A 22,811-nucleotide genomic window follows, 5' to 3' on the forward strand; every position below is an offset into this window, starting at 1 on the left:
TCGGCTCAGCCGACGACCTTGATCGGTGCTCCCCGACGCTCGGTCGCGCTCTCGGCCATCCTCTCAAATCCCGCCAGAAAGAGATCCAGCGCATCACTGATCATCTGCGCCTTGTCCTCCAAGACGGGCGCTTCGTAGATGTACTTGCGTACACCATAATAGAAGATGCCGCCGTGAAACACCCAGGCCAGCTCCAGTTCGGCCGCGCTGGGCCTGCTCTGCGTGGCGAGGCCGGCGTCGTGGCGACATTCCCTGACAATGCGGGTCAGGATCTTGTCCTTGACCATGCCAACATACCAACGATTGATATCGAGGCCCTTCAGTCCAGAGTAGAGATAGATTCGCAGCCATTTTCGGTTGAAGATTGCGTCCGTGTAGACTTCGTAAAATTCCAGAAGCCGCACGCGGAGCGGACGCGACCGGTCGGAGAGCAACTTTTCCCAACCGATTTCAAGGGGCTCGAGATAGACCTTGCGGTAGACCTCCTTGATGAGATCGTCCTTGCTCGGAAAGTAGCGATAGAGCAACGGTTGCGTCACACCGAGCCTGCGAGCAAGGGCTCGCGTGCCGCCGCCAAACCCCTCCTCCGCAAAAAGCTCTGTCGCCTTGCTGACGAATTCACTGCGACGATCATCAGCTGATAGTCGCCTCTGCTTGGCACGAGTTCGCTTGACGGGCGCCTTCCGATTCATGATGCGTTGCCGTCATCGTCGGCCAGAAACCGGCCAAAACCTCCCTGCGCGAACAGCAGCGGATTGTTGCGGTTATAGGCGTAGGCCTCCACCGCCCCAAGGAAAATGACATGATCGCCGCCGTAGTAGCGGTTGGCAGCCCGGCATTGGAAATTTGCGACCACATCGTCAAGCACGGGAGCGTTCCCAAGACCTGGTGACCAACTCACACCGGCGAATTTGTCACCCGACGATCTGGCAAACTTCATCGCCAGCGTCTGCTGCGACGCGTCAAGAACGTTGACCGTGAAATGACTGGCATTCTGGAAGATCGGCAGTCCCTGCGAAAACATCCCCAGGCTCCACAACACGAGTGGGGGGTTGAGCGACACCGACGCAAAGGAATTGCAAGTGATTCCGTACGGACGTCCTTCGGTCGACATCGCGGTGACGATCGTCACACCGGTTGCAAACATACCGAGGGCATTGCGGAAGTCGCGGGGATCGATCGTCGAGCTGTCGCTTGCGAGTTCATTAGCCGGGTCCGGCGGATGTTTGGGTGAGTCAGACATCCCAGCCTCAAAGCGTCAGGTTTTCAGACGGCAGTCCAAGAGCTACCCGCCCATAGTTGGTGCCCGCCGCGTCGAAATTGAAGGCGAGATGCGCGTTCACTGCATGCGCATCGCGAAATTGGCGCTGCAGTGCTCCCGAGGTGAACAGGCTGCGCGCCCCGCTCGCTGCGAACAGAAGAGAAACCGCTTCGGTGCACATATTGACCGCGAACGCGCCATCGCGCCGGAGCTTCGTCTTCGCCGCAATGCTGGGGACATCACCACGCCTGACCTCTGCAAGCACGTCAATGCAGTTCGTGCGCATGATCAGCCGTGCGGCATCTATCTTCGCAGAAGCCTCGGCGATCTTGATCTGTGTGCTCTGCAGGTCGCCGAGCTTGGCCCGATTATATGTCGAGGCACGATGTCGCGCGATCTCGACGTAATCATCGAGGCACGCCTGGGCATTTCCCAGACCGACCCCAGACAGCACGTAGGGGAACAACGAGAAAACCGGAAGCATGTAGAGCGCGTTCGGATTGACGACACTACCTGGCGTTGCGCCACCCGCAAGATCGCTGACGGCAACCGTCATGTGCTCGGGAACGAATGCGTCAGTTACTCGCACATCGTTCGATCCTGTTCCGCGCAGGCCCGCCGCGTTCCAGGTGTCGTCGATGCTGTAGTCTCGTCTGTTCAACAGGAAGAGCCGATACTCGACGCCGTCGGCCTCATCATCCGAGGCAACCACGCTCGCGAGCATGTTCCACCCGCACGCTTCCACTCCGGACGAGAACGGCCAATGACCGCTCAGCAAATAACCGCCACTTGTCTTCCTGGCCCGTCCTGCCGGAAAAACAAAGGAAGACGCGATCAGCGTATCAGGATTCTCGCCCCACACGGCGTTCTGCGCCTCGGGCGCGAACATACCCAGCATCCAGTGGTGGCTCGCAAGATTGGCAAAATTCCAGGAGACCGAGGCGTCGCCCTGCCCGAGGGCGTCCGCACAGTCGACCAGCGCAACATAGTCGAGCTCGCTGCCCCCGACGCGCTTGGGCTGCAGGATTCGGAACAGCCCACTATCGTGTAGATCCCGCTCGGTCTCGGGCGGCAAACGGCGCAATTCTTCGGTCCGCGCTGCCCGTTCACGCAAAGCCGGTGCTAGCGCCCGGGCTCGCGCGACCATGAGCGAATAATGATCCCGATCTGACCCTGGCGGCATCTTGGTGTCGAGCCCGCGGCCAACCTCAACCATGGTCTCTTCCTTCGTTCGATCGCCGAAACATTCGCGCGGCGGGTCGTTCGGTTCAGTTTATCGAGCGATCACCAGAGATCAAGACGCGCAAGCCTGCGTCCAGCGAATTCAAAGCACAGAACTCTCAACTGCCGCCACCGCGGCGTCCAGTGACGGGAACGCTCTCGGCCATGTTTCGTCCGCGCGGGACAGGGCACCCTAGCGCTCTCCCGCCCACAATCCGATGCGCGGCCAAGCTCCGGCTAACGACCGCAGCTTACCGAGGGGTGCGGCCTACGAACCAGAAACGCCAAGAGGCCCGGCGGCCAACCGACCGCCGGGCGCCCTACGTCGTCGACTGTCGGCAACGGTCAATTCCGCCTCACAGGAACTAGACGAGCTCCTTCCGCCAATACAGCGTGTGCAGCCATGCCCAGGGCGAAGCAGGTTGGAAGAGCCGATACCCCTGCCGGATGAAGTTGTTGGCCGAGAAATGATTGTCGGTCGTATCCGAGACGATCGCTTTCCAGCCGGCCCGCCGCGCGCGTACTTCCAGCGCGCGAGTGAGCCGCACTTGCAGCCCGTGGCCGCAGTGCGGCGTCACGACCCCAACACGGCACAGATATCCGGCGTTGGCAACATGGGTTGACGGAACGACGCCCGCGAATGCAATCGGCTTCGGCCCGCGGAAGGCAATCCACCAGTACCCCTGCTCGAAGTCGGGCACACGCGTCCCATCGCAGAAGGTCAGCTGATGAAGCTCGGTGAGCGCATCCGCGACCTCTTCGTCCTGCGGATCAACCTCGCGTATCCTGTACATTCTTCGCACCTCGAGATTCTATTGTCCGCCAAGGTACTTGGCTCTCCGGTCTGGAGCGAGATGCGCCCACTCCAGCTGCAACACCAGTTACTTTCCGAGCGTAGCCTTGATACCCAGCCAGACGGCGCCGAGAAAGCCGGTAGCGATCACGGTGATCACTGCCTTGAAAGTGTAGCTTTGCGCCTGCTCCACGCTCCGTCGCCACCGCCGGAGATGCTGAAAGTCCGCGCGCAATTCTCGTCGGTCCCCCTCCTCGAATCCGAATGATGTCAAGACCGTCGCGATGGTCTTGACCACGACGGCATCGATGTCGCTTCGGCGCACCCGATCCTGTTCGATCAGCGTTTCCATCACGATTGCTTTGACATCGGCTTCACGCATCGGATCACCTTCGTATGATGCGGGCGACATTCTCAAACGTACGCTTTCCGAAGTAGAAGCCCATGATCATGCCAGCCCAGGTGCTCACGTCTCCCGCAAGTTGCGGCGTCGTCCCGAGGCCGAGAACCTTGTCCCAGATCACGCATTTCCCCGATCCGCGGCCGCCGAACGCTCCTTTGTATCGCGCCGGCCGAAGCAGTGGCTCGAACACTTTTGCGGTTGGAATTTTCAGGATCGACAAGGCTTCTCTCGATAAGGCGAGGCCACTTGCGCGCCGGGGTGCTCCGTTGCTGCGATCGTCGGCCATGAACTGTCATTGACGCGCACGCGGCCGGATCAGGTCGGCAAGCCAGTCATTGAAATCCGTCTCCGGCACGTCGGAATTGTCCGGAAAGCCAAACACAGACGGCGGCAGGTATCGCATTGGCTGCCCGCTCACCGGGCCCGACGGGCTCATCGAGACCGAAGGCGTACCCACCGGCGCAGGAGGAGCGGGAAACCGTTCGTCGAATGTCGTGGGCCGGCCGGAAGGCGCGATTGATGCCGACGGAACGAACGGCACGGCCGGTGCTCCAGCGTCGAATGCAGTTTGCCCCTCGCCCGCGACCGGTACACGGACCAGGTGCCGAATAGCCGCCTTCTTACTGGCTTCCTCCTGCGAAACATCGTCGGGTAGCGTAGCGAATGATCGAGCCGCGTCGCCCCTCGCAGCAGATGCGGGCACCGCGCGCCAACGGTCCGCAAAGTCGGCCGGTCCGTCAGCTAACGCCTGCGCCACCGCGGCTTGGTTTGCCAGATATGTCGCGCCAGCTCCGTCAGCACCAATCTGCGGAACGTAAGGAACACCGCGCTGCACAGCATTCCACTTGTTTCTCAGCACCCGCTCCGGAGTCGGACCCTGCTTGTAGAACTGAACAAGCAGTGCGCGTTGCAGCTCCGGGCTTAAACTGTGCCAGGCGTTGATCCCCGTCGTCGAATCTCCGTTGACGCTCATGTTGGATTGATAAACGCCAAGACCATGCTGCAAATATACGCAGCGATCGTTGATGCTGTCAGCGCTTTGTCGCTGCCATTCTGCAGAGCGACGCCTGCCGAATATAGATTCTTCGTATAGGGCGCGAAGGCGGGATCATTTGGATTTTCCAGAATTGCCTGAATAGCATTGTGAAATTTCATGCCGGCAGGACCGTAATCGACCAGCAGCGGGTTGAAGATTTTCGTCCAGGCATCCGATCCAACCGTTATCGCGTTGGGATTGGCACGATATCTTCCAAGAATGTGGTCCGAAGCTCCCCGCTCCGCATTGAATGGGTTCCTTGCCAGCCCCCGCGCGTAGGCGGTGCCAAGAGACATGTCTGCGTAGAGAGACGAGAGGTAAGCCTTCATCTCATTTTCGTAGCTTGCGGTCTGATCGAACTGCTCTTGAGCCAAAGCTCCGGCAATGGCTTCTGCAGGTACTCCATACCTCGCTGCCGCAGCGGTGATCTGGGGTGCCATCGATTGAACCAAGGCCAGGGTTTTCTTGCCGTATGACGGAGTGGAGGCCATGATTAATCTCTTTGGGTATTTGCTTCAGGTCGGTTTGCGAGTACTTACGAAAGCGCCCAGAAGTAGGCCCGGACTCCCGCCCAATCCAAAATGACGCAAGTCAAGACAACCGTGTTCCACAAGACGACGCGTGAGATCCACTTGATCCCCACAAGAATTGCGGTCAGGACAACAACGAGCGGTGAGAACGACACAAGTGTAACGATTGCAATATCACGAGCGAACTCGTCCAACGGGCCAAAGAGCAGCGCCGTGATCCAGATCGCCAACGTCGAAAGGCCGAAGATGATCCCCACAGACAGGACCAATCTGTAAGTCGTCGGACGGAGATGGAGAAAATACGTTGGAAACACGCAGCCGATAGCGGCAATCGTGGAGAGATGATTGATCATCGGTGTCGCGCGGATAATCTGCTCGGCGTCCATGAATTGTCCCCGCGGAAGGCGATTTAGATAAGCCATCACCCAACTGCTCATGATTGAACCAAGCGAACTTACAACACCCGCGGTTCACCGCCAGCAATCAGAGGCGGATCTGCTCTCTAAAGTATACGAGCAAATGCCGCGCAGCAGTGCCCACAATCCCGAGCATTTGTTGCGCATTAGCTCAGGAGTTTTTGTGCAGAACAGAGACGCCTACCGCTCAGCGACGCCCACGATGTCGCGATCCGGCTCCAGGCGTTTGGCTTCCCGATGACGTGACTAACCTGTTGGAGGTTTCTCCGACAGCCGGCCGGCAAACCGCCGAACTGGACGCCGCTGCTCTACGTATCCTCGCCTTCAATCTCCTCGGGCCCGACGATGACTCGCTCGATGCGGTGCACAAGTTCGAGCGCTCCGTCGCCGTTCTCGATCGCCTGCGGCGCTTTGCCCCAGCCGCGATCGAGGATGGCGTTGGCTGCGGAGACGCGGGCTGCCGGAGTTGCGCTGGTCGATCGCATCACGCCGACCAGTGCGTTGAGTGCGCTTCTTGTATGGCTCCGCGCAAGTGAGCGGATCTGCGTAATCGACTTTGCCAACCTACTTCTCCTGCCAATCGGACGGGAGATATTCGCACGGAGCCGTGTCGGCGCGGTCCGCTTCTGAGTCGGGCAACGTCAAGCGGAATGCGATCGTAGGAAAATCCGTTTGCTCGCGATCGCGGCGTGGCTGGGGAATGAACTGAATGATCTCAGCACTCATTCGACTGTCTCCCACAGGACGAGGGCTAACAAACCCGCAAGCGCGAGCGATATGAGATAGGCGGTCATGCAAACCTCGTTGATCGGCCGTCCGCGCGATGCGACCATGGAATGAATGTGCGGCAGATCGCGCAGCGGGCGGCGATCTTTGGGGCGCGAACCTTATCCCTGACGCGTGGGGCCGCGGGCGGCGCCGGCTTTCGCCGCGCCGCAGGACCGGCGCGTTCGCGCGCACCGGCCAATTTCGTGCTCGTTTCAATGGGTTCGGACGGCGGCTCGCTTGCGACGCTCAGGCGACGGGCTGGGAGGATGTGGCGTCGTGACGTTGCGGCCGCCGTCCGATTGGTGAAACGGCAAAGAAAAAGCCCGCCGCGGATTGCTCCGCGCGGGCTCAACAATTTCTGATTTTCGGATTATGCCCCTGAGTTGCCCGACGTGTCAAACGTTTTTGCGAGCTGAATGCGATCGGTAAAATGTGATGCGTCGGCTTCGACGGCGGGAAACCGCTTTGACCGAAACTCTGCGCATGATCCGGAATCGCAACACGAGCCGGCGCCGATCGGCCGTATGCTTGTTGCGATGATGTCAGTGTGCCGCTGAGTTGCCCGACGCGTCAAGCGGACAAGCGGCTCGCGACATTTGGATCGACATCAGGACAGTTTTGGCTCGGTCGACCCGCGCCGCAGTTTGATTGCAAGGAGGACGCGCCGATGTATTTCGTTGCTGCCGTGCTCGCGGTCCTGTCCGGCCTGTTCTATGCAGCGGGCCATCATGAGATCGGCTCGATCGGTGCCACCATGTGCCAGTATGGTGGCATCTTCTGCGACAGCCCGGTGCTGGTTCTCGTCGGTGCCGGGTTCGCCGCGGCGTGGGGCATGCTCGTCAGCGTGCGCTGATCGTCCCGCGCTATTTCGACTATAGCTTTGTGCCGCTGATTTGCCCGACGAGTCAATTCCTGCAATTTGCGTCGGGTGCAATCTCACGAACACCCCACATCTATTGCGGCGTGCTCGGGTTTGCCGGCTGAGCGGGCTTTGGGCCGGGCGGATCAGGCTCAATCGGTGTCTTGGGCTCGGTCGGTATCACCTTTGCGCCGGCCGCGCGTGCCGCCTCGCCCGTCGTTGAGTAGTTGGCGGAAGCGGCGAGCTGCACCTTCGGCTTGCTCCACGGACCGTGGTCGACCATCAGCATGCCTAGCACGCCGAGGATCGCAACCAGGGCCGCTATCAACAGCGGCGCTCCGCCGTGCCGATTTCGATGCTTGACCGAACGACCATCCGATATGCCATACGCCTGCATTGTCATCATCGTCTCCTCCCCGGAAACAAGCCGCAACCGGCAGGGAAGTTTCCTGTTCCCCGATGCGAAAGCGAGGCATGTTGCTGGAACCAATCCCCAGCTGCTGAATTTCCCCGATATGTGGACGTCGCTACGCGCACGCGCGGATAGCCGGGTTAACGGCCACCCCACCTTTAGTGAAATCGCGGCACGGCACATGAGCTCTGAAACACCCGAGTCTCCGCTTCAGCCCACACTCGGTGAGCGGGCGATCGACACCGCGACGGACGTTTCGCGTACCATCACGGAGTTGTCGGACGGACTTCGAGCGGCGGCCGATCGCCTCAGCGACGCGATCGCGACCTCACGCCGGCCGGGCGGCGTCCTCGCCACCGTGAGCGCGGTCACGCGCGAAGCGCCGCTCGCAAGCCTGTTTGTCGCGTTTCTGCTCGGCGTCGCGGTCGCGCGCCGGCGCTAGTGGCCGCCCCGCCGCGAAGGCCGCCTGCCCTAGAACTTGCCCTTGGTGGCGTCCTTGGTGGCGGACATCACGCTTCCGCTGATCTGGCGCATATGTTCGCCGGCATTGGTGAACTGGCTGCGCAGAAATTCCGACTGGATCCTCATCGCCTCCTGCAGATCGGTCGCGTGCACGAGCTTGCGCGCATGCTCGAACGCCGCCTTCATGTTCTGCTCGGTGAACGACAGCGCCTGTTTCGAAATCTCGGTCCCGGTGCCCGGCATCGCCGTCATCGACTTGCTCGCGGCATCAAAGAACAGGCTGAAGGCCTGCTCGGCCTGGTCGATGGTCTTTTCCGCCAGATCGCGCAACTCGGCGGGAACTTCAAGCTTCGGCTCAATCATGATCGCGCCCCCTGAAAAAAGCGTCTGCCGAGGTTAGCATAGATTGTGACGGCGTCAGCGCCGTATCGCCAAGCCCTTGAGAGGCCTGCTTGTTGCAGCCAAGGAAAATTTACCTAGCGGCGACTGGACTGCACCGCAGGCCGATTCCAATCATGTCAGCACTGTGGCATAGTGATTCGGCCTCGTCGTTGGTCGCGTTCGCGTCTCTTGTGGGGAATAAGGGGATCCGATGCTGCGCGCCGTTCGTCCAACACCGACCTGCACCCGTTTCAAGACCAGCATAGAGATGCCGTGCATGAAGTGCGGCACGCAAATGCGGCTCGCCTTGATCGAGCCGCGCGACCAAGTCTACGACGTGCTGACCTATCAGTGCGCGCCGTGCAATTCCGGCGAAAGCTTCCTGAACGCGCGCTAGGATAACGGCCCATTCAGTCGTTCAGCACCGCGGCCCCCGCCTCCGTCAGCTCGGGCTGGTCGTCATACAGTTCGACCAGACCAAGTTCGATGAGGACGCCCAGATCCTCGTCGCTGACCGGCGACAGTTTGAGCCGGCCGGCCTGGATATCGCGGAGGGTCCAGCGCAAGGCGATCGCGCGCTCAAGTGAATATTCAGCGAATGGATTGTTTGCCATTCGCTTCGACTAGTGCGGCATTTGGATCAGACTTTGTCTTTGCCGCGGCGGCTTCATGGACACTACAGATTGACGGCGAGCCGGCGCGATCGAGGTACCGGGCGCCCCGATCGCGTCATCACTCCATATGTCTTCGGAGCGGCGCGGCTCAGTAGCGGTAGGGATCTATATCGAGCAGCGGGAATGCGCTGAACACGCTCGGCAGATTGGTCGGCGTCGCCGGATGCAGATAGGACTTGTCCAGTTCGGCGAAGCTGGTGACGCCCAGCAGACCGAGGCAGCGGATCACCTCGTCCTCCAGCAATTCAAGCATCCGGACGATGCCGGCCTCGCCGGCCGCGGCGAGCGCCCAGCATTGCAGACGGCCGATCCCGACAAGGTCGGCCCCCGAGACGATGGCCTTGACGATGTCAGTGCCACGGCAGATCGAGCCGTCGACCATGATCTTGGCACGGCCTGCGACGGCTTGAACGATCTCGGGCAGGACATGCATGGACCCGCGGCCGTGGTCGAGCTGCCGTCCGCCGTGATTTGAGACGTAGATCCAGTCGACGCCGTGATCGAGGGCGATCTTGGCATCTTCCGCGGTGGCGATCCCCTTCAGGATGAGCGGGATCTTGAACTTGTCCTTGATCAACTTCACCGTCCGCCATTCCAGACCCTTCTGGAAATCGCCGCCGGTAGCGCGGATGCGGCTTTCGCGGACATAGCGCTTGGCGATGTCGCGCTCACGCCGGCTGTAGTGGGCGGTGTCCACGGTGAGGCAGAACGCGGCGTAACCGTTGTCGATGGACCGGCTGACCACATCCTCGACGAACGCATCGTCACCGCGCACATAGAGCTGGAAGATGCGCAAAGCGTCAGGCGCCGCCTTGGCGGTGTTCTCCAGTCCCGGCTCCGACACCGAACTCAGCATATGCGCCGCGCCGAACGTTCCCGCTCCGCGCGCGACGGCTGCGCCGGCATCCGGATCGAAGATCTCGAGCGCGCCGACCGGGGCGATCATCACGGGAAGCCGGAGCTTGCGGCCGAAGACCTCGGTGGAAGGATCGACATTGATGACGTTGCGCAGCACGCGCGGCCGGAACGCGATCTCGTCGAGCGCCATTCTGTTGCGGCGCATCGTGGTCTCGGTTTCCGAGGCGCCGACGATATAGTCCCAGGCGTTCTGGTTCAGCCTGGCGCGGGCCTTTTGCGCGAATTCGTGCAGGTTCTGGAATTCCTCGCCGCTGGCGCCGAGTTCGACGTTGCGCGCCTGCTGAATGGGGGTCCCGTCATTCATGGTCGTTTCTTCTCCCGATTTGGCCGGCACATTAGCCGCAGACAAACTGGAAAAGCTACCACCTTGACCGACGAATCCGGCCAGCGAAGGCCAGCTATTCGCTTGTGAGATAGATCGGATTTCGACGCGATGTGGCCGCTTCCGAACTGAGCCGTCCGACACGCTAGCTGCCCGAGAACCGGTTTCGGTACTCGGTCGGCGACACGCCGAGGTGGCGCAGGAAGGCCCGCCGCATTCGTTCGTCATCGCCAAATCCCGCGCGCTTGGCGACCTCGACCACGCCGCCGATCTGGCGGCTTTCGAGCAGCAAGCGCGCGGTCTCAACGCGCAGCGCCTCGACACCGCTAGCAGGTGTCATGCCGGTGCGGCTGACATAGGTCCGGGCAAAGGTGCGCGGTGTCATCCCGGCCTTTTCCGCGAGGGTCTCAACCTTGAGGTCGCTCGTGATGTTCTCGATGATCCAGGCATGCAGCGCGCTGAAGCGTCCCTCGACGTCCGACGCCTGGGCCGCAAGGACGGTGGAGAACTGACTCTGGCCGCCCGGCCGCTTCAGAAACACCACAAGTCTGCGCGCGACATCGAGCGCGATGGTGTGGCCGAAATCCTCCTCGATCATCGCGAGCGCCAGATCGATGCCGGCGCTGACCCCCGCCGACGACCAGACATGTCCGTCCTTGACGAAAATCGCATTGGGCTCGACGCGGATCTCGGGAAAGCTGTCCTGCAAACGCGGACAATAGCGCCAGTGCGTTGCAGCACGCTTGCCGTCCAGAATCCCGGTCCAGGCCAGCGCAAATGCGCCGAGGCAGACTGATGCGATACGGCGCGCCTTCGGCAGCGCCTCCGCAATCCAGTTCATCAACTCTGCGTCGTTGCGGATCTTCCAGATGCCGGGTCCGCCGGGGATCACCAGCGTGTCGACCTCGGCGGGCGCAACACTGGCGATCGGCGCCGTGTCGATCATCATTCCGACATCGGTCGGTACCAGGCCGCCTGAAGTCGACAGATAGGATAGCGAATAGTCAGGCCCGGGCAGTTCGATCGCCTCCAGCTCCGCGAACACCTGAGCCGGCCCCGAGATGTCAAGCAAGGTCACGCCCGGAAAGGCAACGATCGCAATCCGCCGCGTCGCTTTCTTGTCGCGCGGCTCGGGCCGGGGCGGCTTGGCAGTTTTCGAGGGCATATTGTCCTTTAAGCCATTCGAGGCTGCCCTGTATAGCTTGCAATGGAATTCTGGAGTTCTGCCATGTCGCGAAATCTGGGCAGCGGATACGAGGCGATCAAATCGCCTTGGGCGGATTACGCGATCTACAGTCTGCCCGATGCCTCCCGGATCGAAGCCTGCGACCGCCAGCCGCTGATGGACGCCATGAACGGCATCATTGCCGTCAACTGGCAGGCCACCGAACCGCACTGGACGGCAACCTCCTCACCCTTCGACCAGAAGTACAGCCTGGTCCTCGTCTATGACGGCTCCGGCCTCGTGGCCTTTTCGGTCTACCGCATCCTGCAGATGTCGGCCGGACTCGGAATCTATCGCAGCGGGACAGAAGTACTCCCGGCGCATCAGGGCCGCGGCCTCTACGGCTTCTTTACAGCGGAGGTTCTGAGATGCTCCGGCGCCGCCGAGCGGGCCGACGGCAACGTGCTCTACGGCTGGCGGACCCGCAATCCGATCGTCTGGGCAGCGAACGCTAAAATTTGCGAGAAAGTTTCTCCATCATTGCTCGATGATGCGCAGGACCCGGCGTTGCAGGCGGCCTGTGTCGAGATGTGCACCTCGCTCTATCCAGGCAAGCCGCTCGAACTGCCCGACATGATCATGCGGGGCGCTTACGGCCATATTAAGCACCATCGGCAGGCCTATCGTGGCACCGCGTCGCTGGTCGATGCTGCGATGTCGCGGAAGATTCCGAATTCAGCAGATGCCCTGTTCTCGGTGGGTTACGCGAGGGTGTGATGTCGATGCTCGGACAACAAGCCGTTTACGCCCCGACGTCGCGCTTCACCGACCGCGCCTATCTCGCCTGGACGGCGGTGGCCATCGCCTACGCCATTGCTTTCCTGCAGCGGGTGTCACCGCAATCGGTCAGCCTCAGTTTCATGCACGACTTCAACACCGATGCGGCCGGTGTTGCGATGCTCGCCTCGAGCTATTTCTGGGGCTACACCTTGATGCAGATTCCGGCCGGCCTGCTGGTCGATCGCTACGGCGTCAAGCGCGTCGTCCTTCTCAGCATGATCGCCTCGTCGCTCGGCAGCGCAGCGTTCGCGCTGGCGCCGAACCTGCTCGACGTTTTTGCTGCGCGCCTGATTGTCGCTTGCGGCGATGCGTTGGTCTTCACGGCACTCCTCAAGCTCGTGGCACAAAGCTTCGCTGACGAGCGGTTCGGCATGATGTCGGGCATCTCGCAGGTCTCGGGCTATGTCGGAGGCGTGATCGCGACCACGCCGCTGGCAGCCGCCGTCTCGGGGTTCGGCTGGCGGGCCTGCTTCCTGTTCATCGCCTGCATTGGTCTCGCCAACCTCGCCTTCGCCAAGCTCGCGCTCAAGCCTGATCCGGCATCGCATAGCAACAAGACGCTGAAGGGCGTCGTGATCGCTGCGCGGCAATCGCTGGCCCATATCGCGAACTGGGGCTGCGCGATGACGTTTGCGTCGCACTTCGCAGTTGTGACGACGCTGTCGGGCGTCTGGGGCATTCCGATGGTCGCCCACTTCTTCCATATCTCCCCGACGGCTGCCGGAACGCCGCTGCTCGCCTTCATGATTGGCAATGCGCTCGGCTCGATCTGCCTCGGTCACGCCGCCGATCGTGCCGCGGCGGCGCTCGACCGCGCATTGATCGGCATTTGCGTATTGCGCATGCTGCTGATCGCGATGCTGCTGCCGCAGGTCGCCCGGACATTTGGTCTCGCCTACGTCACGGTTGTGTTCACGGCCTTGGGGCTCGTCGCCGGCGGCACCGTCCCGCTGGTGCTGAAATGTGTGAAGAAGCTCTACACCTCCGAGCTGATCGGTGTCGGCGCTTCCGTGAACACCACCGCTGCCGGGATCTTCGCCGGCGTCTCGCAGCCGATCATCGGCTTTGCGATGCTTGCCGCCAGCAACGCCTCCGGAACCGACGCCGTGCACAATACGGCCGCGATCGGTGACGGCGGCTACAACGCCTTGATCGTCATTCTGCTTCTCATGTCGCTGCCGGGCATTGCCGGGCCGCTATTGATGAGAAGCAAGTTGATAGCTCGTTAGTGTCGTTATGAGTGTAGGGGGTGTTATGGAGCGCTTGTTCTTGAGAAAAGGCGAGGTCGCGTCAAACTTTCCGGTCAGCAGCTGGCAGAGCGTGATGTTCTCGGAGTTTGAAGCGCAGATGAGCAGCGAGGCAAGGCCGTTCCCTTGCGTGTTCGGGGTGACCGGACATCGCCAGGATCAGCTACGCTATCTTTTCCTCGATCCGTATGACGTCGCAGTGCTCGGCGAGCAGCTCGCACAATATGTTTCGGAGGCGCGCTCGTTCGGCCCCAACACCTCCTTGATCGTGTTCACGCGTCCCCGCCCTGTGCAGACGCTCGATGCCTATTATCGCAAGATGTGGCTCACGCTCGACCAGCTCGCACGCCTGGACAAGAACCCGTGGCCATCAGAGATTCCGGAACAGATCGACCACCCGATGTGGGAGTTCTCGTTTGCGGGTGAGCCCATTTTCGTCGTGTGCACGACGCCCGCTCATGTGATGCGCCAGAGCCGCCGATCCAGCGCCTTCATGCTCACGTTCCAGCCGCGCTGGGTGTTCGATAAGATCCTCGGGACGGAAAAGGCGGCGACCGCCGCGTTCGCCGAGGTGCGCAAGCGCCTGATCCCGTACGACAGCGCGAGCCCCTCTCCGCTTCTTGGCCGCTACGGCGCGACCGATGGCCGCGAATATCTGCAGTACTTCCTGCACGACGACAACAATCCGAGCGGAGGCTGCCCCTTTGCCAAGCTCGCGCAGAACAAGACGCCCTCTATCTCGAACAAGGAACAGGCAGCATGACCCAGATCATCGCGGGCACGAAGACCGAATTTGCCATCGATCCGGAGATTCTCAACCTGCTCCCGGCCCAGGGTTCCGTCGAGCTGCAGCATGATGCAGCCGGCAAGGTGCATCACTTCCATACTCATCCGGTCGATGAAATCCTGATGATCATCAGCGGCCGGCTGAACTTCATCTGGGACGGCGGTGAGCGGGTGGTCGGGGCCGGCGACACCATCCTGCTGCCTGCCGGCACCCGGCATCAATCCGAAGCGCTCGAGGGTGGTGCAATCTACGTGATCGCGACACAGCCGCCCGCCACGCCAATGAACAACTGACGTCCAGGAAAAACGCGAACACCTCAGGACAGTGAGGGATCGCGCGGCGGTTCAACCGCCAAACGTTCGACCAGCTCGATGACCTCGGAACGCTGGTCGGGCGCAAGTCGAAGGAAAGCCTTCAACAGTCGCAGGCTTTCCAGTGTTTCGCTCGATGGAGCTCCGAGCTTGTTCTGCAGCTCTGCAACGTATGTGGGATTTTTCATCTCGCACCTTAAGTGAGGATTACGAATGGCATACCCAGGTAAACGTGAAGGCTTGGCCCAGAAGGTCGACACCGCAGCGCAAGAGGCCGAACGCCTCGGCCTAACCACGGCAACCCTCATACTCCGGATGGCCCGTCTCGAAATTGACCGAGCAGAGCCCGAGGAAGTTGAAAGTATGCCAAGGAACAACTTGCGCAGCAAGCCGAACTGAGGTCCCGAACGGGCCAGTTCCGGGTCGAAGGCCGCCGGCACGCGGTGGGGGCCCGTGACGTCTGAACGACATCTTGCGAGGCGAGAGGCTTCCCTCTCGCCTCAGGTCAGGTGGTTGGCGCGTATCTGATCTTTGGTTCAGGCCAAGCGGCTAGCCGGTGTTGCCTGGCTTGCCGAACGCGCCTGCCTCGGCCAACGCGGCGATGCGCCGGTCGTCGTAGCCAAGCGTCTTGCTCAACACATCCCGGGTGTGCTGACCGAGCAGCGGAGCCGCAACGGGATCGACCGTCGGCGTCAGGCTCATATTGACCGGCGACTCGATGTTCGGAACCGAGCCGGCGGTCGGATGCGCGATCTTGCTCAGGCGATGACGATCGCGCACCTCGGGTGCGTTGAAGCCTTCCTCGACCGTACGCAGATAGCCAACCGGAATATTGGCCTTCTTCATCTTTGCCATCCAATGCTCGAGCGTGTCGCTTGCAAACACGCTGGCGATGATGGCGCGCAGCTTCTCCTTGTTGGCGGTCCGCGCCTTGCGGTGAGCAAATTCGGGGTCGGTGACGAGATCCGGGCGCGCGAGTACGTCGGTGACGAGCCGGCGATAGAGCCGGTCGTTGGCGCAGGCCATATAGAGCGGACCATCGGACGCCCGGTAGACGCCGACAGTCGGCGAACCGTTCGGTGAGTTGCCGAAACGACCGGGGTTGTTGCCGTTGATGAGATAGGCCATGCCGTAGAAGCCAGTCATCGCCACCGCGGTGTCGATCAACGCGACCTCGACCTGCTGCCCGCGACCGAGCCGATCCCGCGCAATCAAGGCGAGCAGGATGGCGTTGCAGGCCGACATGCCGGTTGCCATGTCCACGATCGGTGGCCCGGTGCGCACCGGTTCGCCATCCGGAAAGCCGTTGAGCGACATGAAGCCGCTTTCGGCCTGCGTAATCGGGTCGAAGCCCGGGCGCAGCGCGAAATCACCTTTGCGGCCATAGGCGGAGATCGAGCAATAGATCAGCCGCGGATTGGTCGGCGCCACCGACGCATAGTCGAGGCCAAATTTCTTCATCACGCCGCCGGAGAAATTCTCCACCACGACGTCTGCCTTGGCAATCAACGCGCGCGCGACTTCGAGCGCCGCAGGATTGTTGAAATCGAGCGCAATGCCGCGCTTGTTGCGGTTGAGGCTCAGATACGCCGCGCTCTCCCCGCCGATCTCGGCATGCTCGTAGGCGCGCGTGTCGTCCCCACCGTCCGGATTCTCGATCTTGATGACCTCGGCCCCGAAATCGGCGAGCGTTTGCGTGCAGGCCGGGCCGGCAACGACGCGGGTGAAGTCGACCACCAGCAGGCCATCGAGCGCCGTCGGAACTCCCTCCCCGCGCGGCGCGCGCCCTGGCAATTCTGGCTTGGTCATGATCTGACGCTTCCTCTGTTATTTTGTCAGGCGAAATACGACGGCCCTTGCCAGGACCGGCGCTGCCTGCCATTTAGCGGAAGCCCGTCGCCAAAACCAAACCCGGATTTTGCAGGGCGGGACCTTCGCCTGACATGGCTGTCACCGGCAACGGGGTCCCGCAGTGCCGACACGGTCGAACGATTCGAATGTCAAGGAAATCCGCCGGATACCGAATCCGTCAGCGCGTCCGGCGAGCGGAAGAATGGACATCGGCGGGGAGCGACGCTCCGTCGCCACCCGCTCGAGAACCGTCGCGCTATTCGGCGATCATTTCGCCGGAGCCGCCGAATTCGGCCGGAAAGTCCTTCAGCTTCGGCAAGCCATCGCGTATCGGCAGCACCGCCTCGGAATAGTTGACGTGAACGCCGGGGCTGAACTTCAGCGTTGGGATCGTTGCCGTGAACACGTCGACCAGACCAAGCGTCGGGTGGTTCGTCATCAGGTGACCACCGCACTTGGTGCAGTATTTGCGCTGGCTCATCGCGGTCTTCTCGAACGTCCCGAGATGATCGGCGCCCTTGGTGACTTCGACCGCCTCGGGCTTCCAGAGACTGAACGCATTCACTGGGCCGCCGGACCAGGAACGGCATGAACGGCAGTGGCAGTAGCCCATCGCCTCAGGCTCCCCAGTGACCTTGAGTTCGACGGCGCCGCAAAAGCAGGTTCCAGTGTGATTCATCGCTCGGTTCTCCCTTGGGTGAATTGATCGGAGGGTGAATTGATCGGACTCCGCGCCGGCATCGACCCACGTTACTCGTCATGTTCGCGATGCAGGATAAGATCAAGGCGGGCTTGGCCGCTGCGAACTCCCTTGTGGACGTACCAGACCATTCCCCCGCAGCAGAAGCAATCACACCGCGCTCGAATGCGGGCAGGTCGTCGACGCGAGCGAAGTTACATGAGAGTCCGCGCTGCTGTCGACCGTCTTCGACGCAGATCAGAACAAGCTCAATGTGAGGCAAGGCACAGTGCCGCAATGTGATGAATCGCTGCCGCGCCGGCTGCCTGTGCGGCAACCGGCACGTGAGCATATCACTTCAGATCAGCATTGACGGTCCTTCACGGGAACCTTGTTCGGCGTGGCAAGCCCGTACATCAGCGCCAGACGATCGAGGCATTCCTTGAGACGCCGCGCAAAATAGTCCTGCCAGCGCTGCGTACGCAAGCCGCGCCGCTGCCCCACCTGCTCCATGGTCATGCCGAGGATCAGGACGTCGTGCACCAGTGCCGAACCGTCGGCACCGAGCTCATGCTCGGCGCGATTCAGGCGCAAGGTCGCCTGCCGTTGTCCCTCCGTGATCGGCTCACGTTGCTGACCACCGTCAACGTATTCACGCGTCGTATCCACCGCGCGCGGGCCGCGCTCGGCCTTCTCCCAATCGTTCTGGAAGGCCCGACCGCTTCGATACTGTGTGTCGTCGATCTGCCGGTGTGCATGCAACCGGCCGAGCGGATCGTTGCGTATCGAGCGAAAGGCAACGATCTTCTCGCCCAGCTCGAGCGCGAGGGGATCGTCGATCTCGACGGTCGCCACCTCGGCGTTGAAGGGCAGATCCTGGGAGCGCCGATCGTGTGTTCCAGCGGGATCGTACGGATTCCGGCGTTTTGCGCGCGGCATTGGTGACCTCCGAAAATGTGTCATGAATGCGCGCGGCGTCCTCCGCGCGATCGCGGTTGTGGACCGACATCCATCGGTCGGAAGATCAGCGGCCTCAGATGGCCCCGATAGCGTGAAGCCAGGCGTTGTTCAGGACCGGCCGTGCCGATGCCTCGGGATCGCGGCTCAGGTGAAAATGCGGCGTGCAATAGCTCGAGCCCGGCCGACGCGGGTGACCACAGAAAGTCATGGTTTCGCCCTCGGCATCCCCGCCATAGGGATAGCGGCAGTCTCCGCGCTTGAGGTCGAGCAGTGAGAGGTGGCGTGGCGCGACCGCCACGCAACGAAGTTGGGGCATCTCCACCGTTTCGGTGAAGATTTTCGGCCAGCGAAGCAGATCGAGCTTCAGCTCGGCCTGCGCTTCACGCAGGCGCCCGATCCTCGGTGGCTCCGGCAACGCCGGCTTGGGTGGATCGAGATGCCCCGGCAGGGACGGCTCGGGCCGATCGAGGCCGGCCAACCCCATGCGCTGCGCCCGGCTGAGGGCCGCATTGCGTGTGTAGGCCGTACTGAAGGTTGCGTTGATCGTTTCAGCGATTTCCGAATAGGACAAGCCGCGGGCGCGCAGGTCCTGCAAGGCAGCCGAATGCTCCGGCAGCCAATTCACCATATCCATTCCAAATTCCCATTTTTGTCATTCCGCCGGCGCCTCGCACACCTTCCGATATTCCGAAGAAAAAGTCAAGCTTGAATTCTGATAATCGTAACGCTAGTAATGTATCCAGCTTTGGAAAGGATCAAACATGCTGGACGCGGCACTTATCGAACGAGCACTGGAAAAGACCGGAAAGAGCAAGGGCGGGCTTGCCCGCGCAATGGGCGTACGGGCCGGGGCGGTGTCCGAAATCCTGTCGGGAATCCGTTTGATCAAGGCATCGGAGATCGCCCCGATCATGGAATATCTGGAGCTGAACGCGGTGCCGATCGTGGGCCGGGTCGGCGCCGGCGCCTCGATCCAGCCGGAGCTTGAGCAGGTCCCACCGGAGGGTCTCGGCGAGATCGAACTCCCGTTCCCGATGACGGAGGAAACCGTCGCTTTCGAGGTTTCGGGCGATTCGATGCTGCCGAAATACGAGAACGGCGATGTCATCGTGGTCTATCGCGAGCAGCGCTATCCGCTGTCGAGCTTCTACGGAGAGGAAGCTGCGGTCCGTCTGAAGAGCGGCGAGCGCTATCTGAAGACGATCGAGCGGGGCAGCTCGTCCGGCACGGTCAACCTCAAGAGCTTCAATGCCAAGCCGATCAACGGCGTCAAGCTCGAATGGATCGGCGAGATCTGCGTCACCCTGCCCCGCGGCCAGATCGAAAGGCTGCGCGGCAAGACGGCGGCGAAGGGCCGCAAATCCGCCCGGGCGCAGGGCGGACGGTCGTCCGAAAAATAGCCGCGGCTTCAGGGAGGCCAGCCTGACCGATTCGGATGCCTTCGGCCCGAATCGGGCGGTGGGGCCGCGCCCGAGTTCCGATTATCGTCAATTTCCCTTGACATAATTCCGATTATCGGAAATAATGCACAACGAAAGTCAACGCATCGAACCGCCAGGCAATGCAGTATTTTGTTGTGATGATCGACTATGGCCGCCGTGGCCGCGAGGCGATCGTCGATCCCGAAATGACGCGGCGCGAGGTCATCTCGCGGGTCGCGTCAGGGGAATACACCAACATCAGCTTCATCCACGAGGTTGCCGAGTGCTCGGTCGAGGATATCACGGACGATATCCTCGCGGAGGCCGCCCTGCCGCAGGTCGCCCCGACCGGCGCAAACCTGCAAGCCAATACACTGGATCACGCCCGCGACCTGCGCAAACACGAGCCGGTCTGACCGCGCTCACGTGGTGATTGCGAAAACGTGATCTTTCTTGAACCGGCCACTTGGCCGGAACCCTAAACGGACTAGATAGGGTTCACGCAGAGTCTATTCGGACCGGGCGTGGGTTCCCACTAGATTCGCGAAATCGTTTTCTCGGGCCGGCAGATTTCAGCTTCAGATGACTTCGACAACAAACGCCGAGATCGCGAGGGCCGACGGCGATCTCAGGATCGCGCTGCTGCTTGGCATCGCAAACTGGTTTCTGTTTCTGGATCACGTTCCGCACAACGTCGTCAGCGCGCTGACCATGCGCAATTTCGGCTTTAGCGGCGCGACCGACCTTTTTGTGTTCATCGGCGGCTATGCGGTGACGCTCATTTACGCCCGGATGGCGCTGGAACGCGGATTCGTGGTGGCCGCGACCCGGATCTTCAAGCGCGTATGGCAGCTCTATGCTGCCTATATCGTCCTGTTCGTGATCTATGTCGAGTTGATCAGCTATGTCGCCGCGCGGACCGCAGCGCCCGAGATCATCAGCGAGTTCAACATCACCGGATTCATCGACCACCCGGTCCGGACGCTGATCTACGGCTTGTTCCTGCAGGCCAAGCCCCTCAATCTCGACGTGCTGCAACTCACTATCGCCCTGATGGCCTTCCAGCCGTTCGTCGTATTCGGATTGCTCTACGTGCCGAACGCAACGCTTCTCGCGTCCGTGGCGCTTTACGCTACCGCCCGCGTGTTCGACTGGAACCTGACTTCATATCCGTACGGAGATTGGTACCTTAATCCGTTCTGCTGGCAATTGCTGTTCGTGATGGGTGGCTGGCTCGCGCTCATCGGCACGCGCTATGCACCCGCGATCCGCGCGATGCAGGCCGTTGCCGCGCTGCGCGCCACGGCGTTGCTGTACCTGCTATTCGCGCTGACGATCGTCTCCAGTAGCGATATCCCGGCACTCGCACAAATGATGCCGAGCGGACTAAGCGACATGCTGCTGCAGAACGATCGGGAGGATGTCGCACCTCACCGCATCCTGCATTTCCTGACCCTGACATTCCTGTTCACCTGGTTGGTGCCGCGCGACTGGGGATATCTGCGATCTTACGCCCTGCAGCCGATCATCAAATGCGGCGAGGAATGGCTGGCCGTGTTCTGTGCAGGCGTGTTCCTCTCCTTCGCCGCGCATTTGATTCTGATCACCGGCCCTTACTCACTGACAAGGCAGGTCGCGGTCAGCCTCGCCGGTCTCGCGGCAATGACGGCTGTCGCCTATTACGTCTCATGGTCGAAGCAGCAGGACAACAAATCGGCGGTCGGCGCTCATTCCTGAATCCATCGATCTAGTCGACCAGCAGCGCGCGCCTTAGCCGCGTCTCGCTGTCGTGCAGCATGGCGGTGTCGAGGCCCCCTCGCGCAGCTGCATCCGTCGCGCAAGCGAACAGGCGGTAGAATTGCAACCCGTCATAGGCGACCAGCAACAGATCGACGCCCGCGTTCAACGCCTCCACGACCGCGGTACAGACATCATGCTGATAGATCGCGCCCATCACCAGATCGTCCGTCATGACGATGTCCTGGTAGTTCCAGCTTTTCCGGATCAGCCCGTCGATGACGGCCTTTGAATGTGACGCCGGCCGCCCTCGGTCGACCGCACTCACCGCCACATGCCCGACCATTAGGCGCGCGCCGGTCGACGACAGCACATCGCGGAACGGGCGCCAGTCGGTCGCCTCCAGTTCGCTGACCGGCGTATCGAGATCGGCGTTGAAATGATGGGTGTCGGCGCGCACGCGGCCCAATCCCGGAAAGTGCTTCACGGTGGCATTGACGCCCGCGGACTCGAGGCCATGGATGTAAGCGCCCGCGATCGCGCTCACCTTGGCCGGATCATCGGAGATCGCGCGCTGATTGATCAGCGTATTGAAATCGAGCCGGTTGTGCTTCGCCGCCGGCCGCAGGTCGAGCACCGGGGCAAAATTGAGGTTGATGCCAAGTGACGCCAGGTCGCGTCCATGGATGCGCCCGAACTCCTCGGCTTTGGCTTTTTGCTCATCCGGTGCCAGCTCGGCCAGGGAGGCCAGTGCGGGCAGCCTCGTCAGCGGCGGTGCCAGATGCGAAACGATGCCGCCCTCCTGATCCGTCGCGACCATCAGCGGCGGCAGCTTCGCGGCCCGCCGCATCGCCTGTAATGTGGCGATTTCCGCCTTCAAGGCGTCGGCCGTCCTGCCGGCGACGTTGCGCCGGGTGACATAGATGCCCGCAACGAACCCCCTCTCCACCAGCGGCGCGACCTCGTCGAACGACCGATAGCCGACGATAAAGTGCTGCCCCAGCGACCGCGCGAGGACCGGCTCAGTCTGCAGAACGCGGTGCTTCCGCACCTCGAACACACCATGCGCGGCGAGCATCGCGAGCGGCGGTAAGCACCACAGGATAACCAACAACCGTGCGGCCCACGTCCGCCTGCGCCAGCCCGCACGCCGGAGCAACAGGAGGACGACGGCGACGCTCGTGATCACGAGCAGCAGATTGCCGATCCCGCGTAGCGGGACGAGATAGGGATCGTTGTTGTTGACGCCGGCCAAGACGAACACGGGCCCGACGATCCAGGCCAGGGCAATGCCGACGCGCTTGATGATTTGCATGGAGACGGGGGCTGAACGAACTGAACAAATTGTCCGTATCAG

At 61.6% G+C, this 22,811-nt stretch carries 32 protein-coding genes; 10 read left to right on the forward strand and 22 right to left on the reverse strand.

Going from position 1 to position 22,811, the window contains the following annotated elements; genetic code table 11:
* Positions 1-5 precede the first annotated feature (5 nt).
* The 11 genes from ACOIX3_RS27705 to ACOIX3_RS27755 all read right to left on the reverse strand — a co-directional run bounded on the left by ACOIX3_RS27705 (position 6) and on the right by ACOIX3_RS27755 (position 6,386).
* The gene (locus ACOIX3_RS27705; RefSeq protein ID WP_420965170.1) at positions 6-692 is read right to left on the reverse strand and encodes a TetR/AcrR family transcriptional regulator; all 687 of its coding nucleotides are present in this window, start codon (positions 690-692) and stop codon (positions 6-8) included.
* A complete protein-coding gene (locus tag ACOIX3_RS27710) occupies positions 689-1,243 on the reverse strand; it encodes a flavin reductase family protein (protein ID WP_420965171.1) in 555 nt (184 codons plus the stop codon). The genes ACOIX3_RS27705 and ACOIX3_RS27710 overlap by 4 nt, the downstream gene beginning before the upstream one ends.
* 7 nt (positions 1,244-1,250) lie before the next feature.
* Complete coding sequence (locus tag ACOIX3_RS27715) at positions 1,251-2,444, reverse strand: acyl-CoA dehydrogenase family protein (RefSeq protein ID WP_420971805.1); 1,194 nt, start codon at positions 2,442-2,444, stop codon at positions 1,251-1,253.
* Between the two features lie 403 nt (positions 2,445-2,847).
* Positions 2,848-3,276 (reverse strand): GNAT family N-acetyltransferase, encoded by a 429-nt coding sequence (locus ACOIX3_RS27720; protein ID WP_420965172.1) that lies wholly within the window; start codon positions 3,274-3,276, stop codon positions 2,848-2,850.
* 87 nt (positions 3,277-3,363) lie between these two features.
* Positions 3,364-3,657 (reverse strand): hypothetical protein, encoded by a 294-nt coding sequence (locus ACOIX3_RS27725; protein WP_420965173.1) that lies wholly within the window; start codon positions 3,655-3,657, stop codon positions 3,364-3,366.
* Between the two features lie 4 nt (positions 3,658-3,661).
* The gene (locus ACOIX3_RS27730) at positions 3,662-3,964 is read right to left on the reverse strand and encodes a hypothetical protein (RefSeq protein ID WP_420965174.1); all 303 of its coding nucleotides are present in this window, start codon (positions 3,962-3,964) and stop codon (positions 3,662-3,664) included.
* Positions 3,965-3,970: 6 nt separating this feature from the next.
* The gene (locus ACOIX3_RS27735) at positions 3,971-4,651 is read right to left on the reverse strand and encodes a hypothetical protein (RefSeq protein WP_420965175.1); all 681 of its coding nucleotides are present in this window, start codon (positions 4,649-4,651) and stop codon (positions 3,971-3,973) included.
* Positions 4,648-5,205 (reverse strand): hypothetical protein, encoded by a 558-nt coding sequence (locus tag ACOIX3_RS27740; protein WP_420965176.1) that lies wholly within the window; start codon positions 5,203-5,205, stop codon positions 4,648-4,650. The genes ACOIX3_RS27735 and ACOIX3_RS27740 overlap by 4 nt, the downstream gene beginning before the upstream one ends.
* Positions 5,206-5,249: 44 nt before the next feature.
* Positions 5,250-5,630, reverse strand: a complete 381-nt coding sequence (locus tag ACOIX3_RS27745; RefSeq protein ID WP_420965177.1) for a hypothetical protein — start codon at positions 5,628-5,630, stop codon at positions 5,250-5,252.
* Positions 5,631-5,968: 338 nt separating this feature from the next.
* The gene (locus ACOIX3_RS27750; protein WP_420965179.1) at positions 5,969-6,223 is read right to left on the reverse strand and encodes a hypothetical protein; all 255 of its coding nucleotides are present in this window, start codon (positions 6,221-6,223) and stop codon (positions 5,969-5,971) included.
* Between the two features lies 1 nt (position 6,224).
* Complete coding sequence (locus tag ACOIX3_RS27755; RefSeq protein WP_420965180.1) at positions 6,225-6,386, reverse strand: hypothetical protein; 162 nt, start codon at positions 6,384-6,386, stop codon at positions 6,225-6,227.
* Positions 6,387-7,095: 709 nt separating this feature from the next.
* Here ACOIX3_RS27755 and ACOIX3_RS27760 point away from each other — a divergent pair.
* Positions 7,096-7,281: a hypothetical protein gene (locus ACOIX3_RS27760; RefSeq protein WP_173637755.1), complete on the forward strand. Its 186-nt coding sequence runs from the start codon at positions 7,096-7,098 to the stop codon at positions 7,279-7,281.
* 100 nt (positions 7,282-7,381) lie between these two features.
* Here the strand turns inward: ACOIX3_RS27760 and ACOIX3_RS27765 are convergent, their stop codons facing one another.
* Positions 7,382-7,615 carry a hypothetical protein gene (locus ACOIX3_RS27765; RefSeq protein WP_420965181.1) on the reverse strand — a complete coding sequence of 78 codons (234 nt, stop codon included), beginning with the start codon at positions 7,613-7,615 and terminating at the stop codon, positions 7,382-7,384.
* A 265-nt stretch (positions 7,616-7,880) separates the two neighbouring features.
* On the opposite strand from ACOIX3_RS27765, the gene ACOIX3_RS27770 reads away from it, so the two are divergent.
* On the forward strand, positions 7,881-8,141 hold the full coding sequence (locus ACOIX3_RS27770; RefSeq protein WP_420971806.1) for a hypothetical protein: 261 nt from the start codon (positions 7,881-7,883) through the stop codon (positions 8,139-8,141).
* A 29-nt stretch (positions 8,142-8,170) separates the two neighbouring features.
* On the opposite strand, the gene ACOIX3_RS27775 is transcribed toward ACOIX3_RS27770, so the two are convergent.
* Complete coding sequence (locus tag ACOIX3_RS27775) at positions 8,171-8,524, reverse strand: phasin (protein WP_021080362.1); 354 nt, start codon at positions 8,522-8,524, stop codon at positions 8,171-8,173.
* Between the two features lie 229 nt (positions 8,525-8,753).
* Between ACOIX3_RS27775 and ACOIX3_RS27780 the strand changes: the two genes are divergently transcribed.
* On the forward strand, positions 8,754-8,939 hold the full coding sequence (locus ACOIX3_RS27780) for a hypothetical protein (protein ID WP_050419149.1): 186 nt from the start codon (positions 8,754-8,756) through the stop codon (positions 8,937-8,939).
* Positions 8,940-8,952: 13 nt separating this feature from the next.
* On the opposite strand, the gene ACOIX3_RS27785 is transcribed toward ACOIX3_RS27780, so the two are convergent.
* The 3 genes from ACOIX3_RS27785 to ACOIX3_RS27795 form a co-directional block, all read right to left on the reverse strand.
* The gene (locus ACOIX3_RS27785) at positions 8,953-9,156 is read right to left on the reverse strand and encodes a hypothetical protein (RefSeq protein ID WP_298362988.1); all 204 of its coding nucleotides are present in this window, start codon (positions 9,154-9,156) and stop codon (positions 8,953-8,955) included.
* Between the two features lie 148 nt (positions 9,157-9,304).
* On the reverse strand, positions 9,305-10,438 hold the full coding sequence (locus ACOIX3_RS27790; RefSeq protein ID WP_420965182.1) for an alpha-hydroxy acid oxidase: 1,134 nt from the start codon (positions 10,436-10,438) through the stop codon (positions 9,305-9,307).
* 163 nt (positions 10,439-10,601) lie between these two features.
* Complete coding sequence (locus ACOIX3_RS27795; RefSeq protein ID WP_092115605.1) at positions 10,602-11,621, reverse strand: GlxA family transcriptional regulator; 1,020 nt, start codon at positions 11,619-11,621, stop codon at positions 10,602-10,604.
* Positions 11,622-11,663: 42 nt separating this feature from the next.
* On the opposite strand from ACOIX3_RS27795, the gene ACOIX3_RS27800 reads away from it, so the two are divergent.
* The 4 genes from ACOIX3_RS27800 to ACOIX3_RS27815 are packed head-to-tail and all read left to right on the forward strand — an operon-like array spanning position 11,664 to position 14,788.
* Positions 11,664-12,398: a hypothetical protein gene (locus tag ACOIX3_RS27800; protein ID WP_420965183.1), complete on the forward strand. Its 735-nt coding sequence runs from the start codon at positions 11,664-11,666 to the stop codon at positions 12,396-12,398.
* Positions 12,398-13,690: an MFS transporter gene (locus ACOIX3_RS27805; protein ID WP_420965184.1), complete on the forward strand. Its 1,293-nt coding sequence runs from the start codon at positions 12,398-12,400 to the stop codon at positions 13,688-13,690. The genes ACOIX3_RS27800 and ACOIX3_RS27805 overlap by 1 nt, the downstream gene beginning before the upstream one ends.
* Positions 13,691-13,715: 25 nt before the next feature.
* Positions 13,716-14,471: a YqcI/YcgG family protein gene (locus ACOIX3_RS27810; RefSeq protein WP_420965188.1), complete on the forward strand. Its 756-nt coding sequence runs from the start codon at positions 13,716-13,718 to the stop codon at positions 14,469-14,471.
* Entirely contained in the window at positions 14,468-14,788 is a 321-nt protein-coding gene (locus ACOIX3_RS27815) for a cupin domain-containing protein (protein WP_420965189.1), read from the forward strand. The genes ACOIX3_RS27810 and ACOIX3_RS27815 overlap by 4 nt, the downstream gene beginning before the upstream one ends.
* A gap of 23 nt (positions 14,789-14,811) precedes the next feature.
* Here ACOIX3_RS27815 and ACOIX3_RS27820 read toward each other — a convergent pair whose 3' ends face one another.
* From ACOIX3_RS27820 to ACOIX3_RS27840, 5 genes are all read right to left on the reverse strand, one after another.
* Positions 14,812-14,994, reverse strand: a complete 183-nt coding sequence (locus ACOIX3_RS27820; RefSeq protein WP_092115610.1) for a hypothetical protein — start codon at positions 14,992-14,994, stop codon at positions 14,812-14,814.
* Between the two features lie 361 nt (positions 14,995-15,355).
* Positions 15,356-16,618 (reverse strand): CaiB/BaiF CoA transferase family protein, encoded by a 1,263-nt coding sequence (locus ACOIX3_RS27825; RefSeq protein WP_420971807.1) that lies wholly within the window; start codon positions 16,616-16,618, stop codon positions 15,356-15,358.
* 295 nt (positions 16,619-16,913) lie between these two features.
* Positions 16,914-17,336: a GFA family protein gene (locus ACOIX3_RS27830; RefSeq protein WP_173637763.1), complete on the reverse strand. Its 423-nt coding sequence runs from the start codon at positions 17,334-17,336 to the stop codon at positions 16,914-16,916.
* Between the two features lie 363 nt (positions 17,337-17,699).
* Positions 17,700-18,275, reverse strand: coding sequence for a DUF6456 domain-containing protein (locus tag ACOIX3_RS27835; protein ID WP_420965190.1), 576 nt, complete (start codon positions 18,273-18,275; stop codon positions 17,700-17,702).
* 94 nt (positions 18,276-18,369) lie between these two features.
* Entirely contained in the window at positions 18,370-18,930 is a 561-nt protein-coding gene (locus tag ACOIX3_RS27840) for a GcrA family cell cycle regulator (RefSeq protein WP_420965191.1), read from the reverse strand.
* A gap of 127 nt (positions 18,931-19,057) precedes the next feature.
* On the opposite strand from ACOIX3_RS27840, the gene ACOIX3_RS27845 reads away from it, so the two are divergent.
* The 3 genes from ACOIX3_RS27845 to ACOIX3_RS27855 all read left to right on the forward strand — a co-directional run bounded on the left by ACOIX3_RS27845 (position 19,058) and on the right by ACOIX3_RS27855 (position 21,454).
* Positions 19,058-19,696: a LexA family transcriptional regulator gene (locus ACOIX3_RS27845; RefSeq protein WP_092115615.1), complete on the forward strand. Its 639-nt coding sequence runs from the start codon at positions 19,058-19,060 to the stop codon at positions 19,694-19,696.
* Positions 19,697-19,857: 161 nt separating this feature from the next.
* The gene (locus tag ACOIX3_RS27850; RefSeq protein ID WP_420965192.1) at positions 19,858-20,133 is read left to right on the forward strand and encodes a hypothetical protein; all 276 of its coding nucleotides are present in this window, start codon (positions 19,858-19,860) and stop codon (positions 20,131-20,133) included.
* 166 nt (positions 20,134-20,299) lie between these two features.
* Positions 20,300-21,454, forward strand: a complete 1,155-nt coding sequence (locus tag ACOIX3_RS27855) for an OpgC domain-containing protein (RefSeq protein WP_420965194.1) — start codon at positions 20,300-20,302, stop codon at positions 21,452-21,454.
* Positions 21,455-21,464: 10 nt separating this feature from the next.
* On the opposite strand, the gene ACOIX3_RS27860 is transcribed toward ACOIX3_RS27855, so the two are convergent.
* The gene (locus ACOIX3_RS27860) at positions 21,465-22,769 is read right to left on the reverse strand and encodes a glycoside hydrolase family 3 N-terminal domain-containing protein (protein WP_420971808.1); all 1,305 of its coding nucleotides are present in this window, start codon (positions 22,767-22,769) and stop codon (positions 21,465-21,467) included.
* Between the last annotated feature and the right edge of the window lie 42 nt (positions 22,770-22,811).

Origin of the sequence: Bradyrhizobium sp. B120, assembly GCF_049075665.1 — a bacterium.
GTDB lineage: Bacteria > Pseudomonadota > Alphaproteobacteria > Rhizobiales > Xanthobacteraceae > Bradyrhizobium.